Annotated in this window: 8 protein-coding genes and 1 pseudogene; 7 read left to right on the top strand and 2 right to left on the bottom strand. The window is 37.0% G+C overall.

The features are described 5' to 3' along the window. Positions 1-58: 58 nt before the first annotated feature. Together V7077_RS25090 and V7077_RS25085 are read left to right on the top strand one after the other, a co-directional pair. On the top strand, positions 59-316 hold the full coding sequence (locus V7077_RS25090; RefSeq protein ID WP_335507023.1) for a hypothetical protein: 258 nt from the start codon (positions 59-61) through the stop codon (positions 314-316). 123 nt (positions 317-439) lie between these two features. Beyond that, positions 440-829 (top strand): cupredoxin domain-containing protein, encoded by a 390-nt coding sequence (locus V7077_RS25085; protein WP_335507021.1) that lies wholly within the window; start codon positions 440-442, stop codon positions 827-829. A gap of 159 nt (positions 830-988) precedes the next feature. Here V7077_RS25085 and V7077_RS25080 read toward each other — a convergent pair whose 3' ends face one another. Then, complete coding sequence (locus V7077_RS25080) at positions 989-1,324, bottom strand: YciI family protein (protein ID WP_335507018.1); 336 nt, start codon at positions 1,322-1,324, stop codon at positions 989-991. Positions 1,325-1,584: 260 nt separating this feature from the next. Between V7077_RS25080 and V7077_RS25075 the strand changes: the two genes are divergently transcribed. Further along, positions 1,585-1,905 carry a hypothetical protein gene (locus tag V7077_RS25075; RefSeq protein ID WP_335507016.1) on the top strand — a complete coding sequence of 107 codons (321 nt, stop codon included), beginning with the start codon at positions 1,585-1,587 and terminating at the stop codon, positions 1,903-1,905. Positions 1,906-2,348: 443 nt separating this feature from the next. On the opposite strand, the gene V7077_RS25070 is transcribed toward V7077_RS25075, so the two are convergent. Next, positions 2,349-3,335, bottom strand: a complete 987-nt coding sequence (locus tag V7077_RS25070) for an alpha/beta hydrolase (RefSeq protein ID WP_335507014.1) — start codon at positions 3,333-3,335, stop codon at positions 2,349-2,351. A gap of 877 nt (positions 3,336-4,212) precedes the next feature. On the opposite strand from V7077_RS25070, the gene V7077_RS25065 reads away from it, so the two are divergent. The 4 genes and pseudogenes from V7077_RS25065 (at position 4,213) to V7077_RS25050 (ending at position 6,206) form a co-directional block, all read left to right on the top strand. Next, positions 4,213-5,058, top strand: a complete 846-nt coding sequence (locus tag V7077_RS25065) for an STAS domain-containing protein (protein ID WP_335507012.1) — start codon at positions 4,213-4,215, stop codon at positions 5,056-5,058. Positions 5,059-5,169: 111 nt separating this feature from the next. Continuing rightward, a pseudogene (locus tag V7077_RS25060) lies at positions 5,170-5,310 on the top strand (IS1595 family transposase); the annotation flags it as partial. Positions 5,311-5,393: 83 nt separating this feature from the next. Beyond that, the gene (locus tag V7077_RS25055) at positions 5,394-5,990 is read left to right on the top strand and encodes a hypothetical protein (RefSeq protein WP_335507010.1); all 597 of its coding nucleotides are present in this window, start codon (positions 5,394-5,396) and stop codon (positions 5,988-5,990) included. Positions 5,991-6,050: 60 nt separating this feature from the next. Next, positions 6,051-6,206, top strand: coding sequence for a hypothetical protein (locus V7077_RS25050; protein WP_335507008.1), 156 nt, complete (start codon positions 6,051-6,053; stop codon positions 6,204-6,206). Positions 6,207-6,223: the final 17 nt, after the last annotated feature.

Genomic DNA, 6,223 nt, shown 5'->3' with positions numbered 1-6,223 from the left:
ATTATGACTAAATAAGAATGTATGTTCTATAATATACAAGTGAAGAGGTGATAGGGATATGGATATGGAGTTTAACTTGGAAGTACATTTAAAAATTGAAGGAACAGGGCTAACTGCTAGAGGAAGATTTTCAGCACGAAAGAAACAAGACATCCCAGCCGTTGCCCATCAATACATACAAAGCATAAAACATGAAACGGGATATCGTAGAACATTTATTGAAGAGGTAATGGTGAACGGATCAATTGACATAACGGAGGAAGTAAAAGAAATCGAAAATCAACCGATTCCATCGATGGACGATATCTTTTGGTAGCAAGAAAAACTGTGTAAAGTTGTTTCAGATACCTGCCGGTGCCAGTTTTTATTTTGAACCCAAACTTTTCTAATAATATTTTATAAATAAGAAGAAAATAGTCTTAGGAAAGGAGGGATAATAATGTTTTTGAAAAAGTGGATAACTGGCTTGGTCGTTTTATTCGCGATGATGGTTGGAATGACAACTACAAGCTCACTTCATGTAGTAGCCGAATCCAACGCCGTAACACAGCCTGCTCAACCAGTAAAAGCGGTTGAGGTCGAGTTGAACGATGATTACTTTAATCCGAAAGTGATCACCATTCCGAATGGAAAAACGACAACGTTGATATTGAAGAACAAAGGTAGGAAAGAGCACACTTTCACTGTGGAAAAGCTGAGAATTGACGAAGAAATCCAGCCTGGAAAAGAAAAAACCATTACCGTGAGCCCGACAAATCCTGGTACATATGATTTGATATGTCGGTACCATTACCAAGAGGGGATGGTTGGAAAAGTAATCGTCAAATAAACAGCGGGGCCATTTGGTCTTACTTTTGGCTATTTTACTTTCACAATCATTAAAATTGGGTTTGTATCTATTTAACTGAAAAAGCAGGTGGCTCAGTTGCAAACTGAGCCATTTCCTTTTATCTATTCAAGCTTTTTTTTCCTAACACTGTTAACAGGGTTAAGCGTGTTGTTTCGGCAGCATTGCTTTCATTGGATAATACTCAGTTGTCATTATGCCGGCAATTTCGGCTGGGTCTTCTTCTATTAGCTTTGCAACCTGAGCTTCATTTTCAACTTCAATAATGGCAATTCCTTGCGGAGCGGAAGGATGTAAAACAGGACCAAAGACCAAAGCAATCCCCTGGTTTTGCTTGTCCGTCCAATAGGCAATATGTTTTAACATAATGTCTCGTTCTTCTCCTGTCATATCTTGATGAAAAGTGGTTCTTGGTGGAGTAGACTTAAGCATAAAGTGCATTTTAGTTGTAGCTTTACCTACAGTATTGTCCGACATTTCTAATTAACCCCCATCAATCTGAATATCGTTTTCTAGGTTACGACACTCAACAATTATTCCATAAATGCCATTCGGATACAATCAAACCACTAAAGGACTCCCAGAAGAAGAAGAGTGATGTTGTGGTTTTTCGTCTAAAATTTCCCCTTTTGGGGGGACATAATTTGAAGCCATTCTTGGGTTGATATAGTTTGTGGTGGTATAAATCCCAACTATCTTTAATAGAGTCTAGTAAAGAACTATTAAGGAGTGGTTGAATGTATCCCGATAAGATAGTAAGGGAAATGACTGGTGTCAGCAAATCATTATTAGCTGATCTTAGAGCGGAGTACAGAAAATATGGTCTAATAAAGGAATTTGAACATTTAAATGATACCCATATTGCTGATCTTGAAAGAGTCCAGCAGATCAGACAAGAAGGGAAAACAGTTAGTCAAGCCATAAGAAAAATAGTAAGGGAAAGGGCATTGAAAACTCTACTACAGGAATGTAAGTATGGGTTTGAGGAATTACACGAATTGATTGATAGATTTGAAGTGAAGTTGGATCGATTAGAACAATTCACTAATAGAGAGTAGATAGAATGGGTAAATTGTAAAGCCATTATCCTCTTTTTGTAGAAACTAACAGCAGGGGATGAGAATTCATAATCCCTTTACAGCACAAGAAGGAAGAGCTCCGACAGTTATAAAAGGTTTATAACCCTTGTAGAGTGAAAGAAGGAAGAGCTTCGACAGTTATAAGGGGTTGTTAACCCCTCTAGAGCACAAGAAGGAGGAGCTCCGACAGTTATGAAAGGTTTATAACCCCTGTAGAGTCAAAGAAGGAAGAGCTCCGACTGTTGTAAAAGGTTTATAACCCTTGTAGAGTCAAAGAAAGAGGAGCTCCGACAGTTATGAAAGGTTCATACCCTTTGTACAGTTCAAATAACATCATAAATCAATGTTATAAATCAAATTGAATCAGGAATTGGAAGATTTATAGATTTATTAGGTCTTTGTCAAAATAGGAATGATTCTATCTAGTTGCCAACAATCTGCTTGCTGTCAATATCTTTACCAATAATATGTTCTCCCAACCATTCGGACAAGCAGTTCCTAAACTCCTCTGGCAGAGGTTCTTCGAGCAGCTGCTTATAGATTTTCAAAGGGTTAGAGGTGTCCATGATGCCGGGCCAGCATTTTAAAATATGGGTCATATCTTTGATGACATGAAGTTCCACCTCACCTGACACAGAAGGAATGACTTGTTCTGAGGCAGCAAGTGGGACCTGGCAATCCTTTTCACCGGCTATAACGAGAACAGGAGAGGTGATTTGGCGGAGGTCTGCCAGTACATCATATTGGTAAAACTCTCGCAGCCATTTTGCGGGAAACTTCTTTCCGAATATCCTCATGGTCTCCGCAGTGCTGTTCAATATTTTTCTATCAAATTTAGCATTGGTCTTTCTTGCTTTTTCTGTTGCATGTAAAGTCCGAATCAGCCATCCCTTAAATCCACCCAACTGATTTAAGCCATCATACGCCTGCTCGCGCTGCCAGTTTATCATATCCTGCATGGGCATCGCGCCACCACATAAAAGAATCACTCCGGCAGACGACTCCTGGGCATAAACCGCGGGTGAAAGTTGTGCACCCTCGCTGTGGCCAAGGAGAATGGTTTGGTTTTCATTTACTTTTGAATGCTGTTTAAGATAGCGGAGGGCAGCGGTGGCATCGTTTGCCAAGTCCCGGAATCCTAGAGTATAGGCATCACCCTCACTTTGATGGGTGCCGCGTTTGTCATAGCGCAGTGTAACAAAACCGAGTCCTGTTAGATATTCAGCCAAATCTTTATAAATCCCCATTTTGAATTTTGGACTGTTGCCATCACGGTCACTCCCACCGCTTCCAGGGATAATCAGAACAGCAGGATAAACTTCCTCTGTTCCAATCGGTACGGTTAGCGTACCAGAAAGTTTTACTTCACTTTGAATGACAGCATTCTCTTCTTTGAATTTATATACCATGATCTTTTCGCTCCTTTTCCCGCGACCGGGATTTTAATTGTTGCAATCGGCCTTTTACCGGTTGTAAAACAGTTCCAAGCACTCCGGCAAACTTATATTTCTAGTCACTCAAATGTGGAAATCCATCTGGGGGGAATATTTCTCTTCTTTATCAAATCTATGTTTTCTTGACCATGTAATTTCCTTAGTACACATACAAATTCTTTACTCGTCCTCTTCATAAATTCCTGTGAGTCTAACCGGATGTAAGAATATAATTGCCTTTTTGTTTATGTGATTACCTATTGCTTAATCATTATCATTCTTAATAATGATAATAAAACATATGGAGGAAATTGTAAACTGGTTTTAGAAAAAATTTACGACTCTAGAACACAACTAATTCAGAGAGGTACATTTCCTAATAATTGTGCCCAATCCGGCTGTAGGTTTACCGTGATGGGAACAATTCCAAATAATTTTGCCCATTTCGGCTATAGTTTTACCGTGATGGGAACAATTCCAAATAATTTTGCCCATTTCAGCTGCAGCTTTACCGTGTTGGCAAGTTTCTCTAGATTACTTGATTCATATAAAAAGCTTCAGAAAAATTCTGTAGGATATTACATCATATTGGGTATAAATACGTGTGTAAAGAAATAATAACCAATTGCCCCGACGATTACACCAAATAGAACTAAAAGTATAGGAAAAAAATTCTTTTTCATAACCTTCTCCTTTTTACTAAATTTTAACATAAATGGATTGGATGTGATATAAAGAGAAATCTTATACGAACATAGCAGATAAGTACAACAAATCGGTGCATGCAGCAAGACTTAAATGATAAGATAAGTTAAAATTACAATTATATTGAATGGATGGAAGGGGTATTTAGTTGCATATAAATAAAGAATTACACTCGTTTCTATTAGCTAAGGCAAGAAATCTTACAGAGGAATGGTATAATTCTCTAGATAAAAATGACCCTTCAGGAGTATATGCCTCGGATGACCCTATAGTAATCAGTACTTTAAAAAAACAAAACTTTGATTTCCATTTACATCTTTGTGAGGTTTTTATTAAAGAGGATACAGTGTTCCTGGAAGAATTTCAAGAATGGATCATTTCGATTGCTCAAGATCCACAGCATTTAAACACACCAATCCATTTTATGTTAAGAGAATTTTTCAGGGTGCGGGAACAGTACCTTGATTATATTAAAGATTTTGTTGCTCTACATATGGGTGAGTTTTCCAATGAGGTGATAGAAAGCTGGAATCGAGTGATTTTAAAAGCATTTGATAAAGTTATGTTAGGCTTTGTCGAAGAGCATCAATACTATCAACAAGGAAAACTATCAGCGCAGCGGGAACTTATACAGGAATTAAGTTCTCCGGTTATTACACTTAACAACGAGGTCGCGTTACTTCCTCTTGTCGGTGAAATAGATACAAGACGGGCAAATTTAATGCTTGAAAAAACATTGGATCAATGTGCCAATCTGGGAGTAAATTTTCTTGTTATTGATTTATCCGGCGTTCCCATGATTGATACAATGGTAGCACAGCAAATTTTTCAACTGATAAAAGGATTGGAATTAATGGGGGTGACATCTACTCTTTCAGGAGTTAGACCTGAGATCGCACAAACAGCAGTACAGCTAGGACTCGAATTTAAGGGTGTTTCCACCTATTCCACTTTACGCCAAGCCCTGAGTTCAATGGGTATCATGAAAAGATAATATTGTTTTTTTGTTTGTCGAGAAGCTACCACAAAACGGTAGCTTTTTTATTTAAATGGACTGTGTTAAAGGTTACACAATCGATAAACCAATTTTAATGTACAGCAACTATACCTTGCCTGGTTTTTATTTTTGGATAGCGATAGAAATGAAAGCAAAAAACACAATATTAAAGATTCCCTTTTTATCAGCTTTGGTTTTGAAATGACCGATACTTATGAACGCTTACGCTTATCAAAATTCGCTGGATAGTGCAAATTCAAGTTACTTGAAGAAGGAATCCCTTTTATCGTATCGAAAACTTATACATAGACTTTAAATACGAGGTGGAATTAATGCTTTTTCATTATCATTTTTGGACCCCCTATGTTGAAGAAACAGAAAAATTCTATATAGAGAATGGTTTTCGTGTATCTCAACGCCTCGGAAAACACTATGGAGAATTTAAACTGTTTAATCCTCCTTTGATATGGGATGATTTCCGTGAAAAAAATGTTATATTTCGCATAATAGAGGTTAGAAAAGGGGCAGTAAATATTACTTTTGGATCTGGAAAAAAGGTATTGTTTGACCATATCGGTTTTTTAGTAACCGAAGGAGAAATAAGTGAAATTTGCGGAAATGCTGAAAAAATGAATTGGGTTGTAGATAGAGGTGACCGCAGAACGTTCATTACGACCCCTTATAATTTTAGAATAGAACTCCAAGGCAACATAGATGCAATAGATTCTTTGAATAATGAATCAAAAATAGAAAAGTTAAAATTGGTAACTAAATTGCAGGGATTGGATAAGAACCTCTCCAGTTTATTTAATAAACCAATTGATAATATAATTTCTGAGGTTGGGGATGAAGTTACAATTAAAGAAGCTGTAATTAAAGGTTTATTATCATCCAATATCATTGACCCTAACGGTGTTAGGGTGATATAGGTCGCTTGTTTAATTTTAGGTTATTAGAAGTTAATATATATTGAATAAAGTGGGTGTGAAATGAATTTACTAGTTGGATTCTTAGCGTTTGCAGGAATTTTTGCGGTTTATGATGCTTTAAGAAAAGTGAATAATAATATCTTAGACCAAACCGAAGAGATAAAAAAACTACGAAAAGAATTAGCTGAAACTAATAAAAATTTGAAAGCTCAATAGGTCCAAAAAATGTAGTT

This window comes from Neobacillus vireti (assembly GCF_036962465.1).
Classification (GTDB): domain Bacteria; phylum Bacillota; class Bacilli; order Bacillales; family Cytobacillaceae; genus Neobacillus; species Neobacillus vireti_B.
The sequence above is the reverse complement of the archived record's forward strand: the minus strand, read 5'-3'. Positions and strand labels throughout refer to the sequence as shown.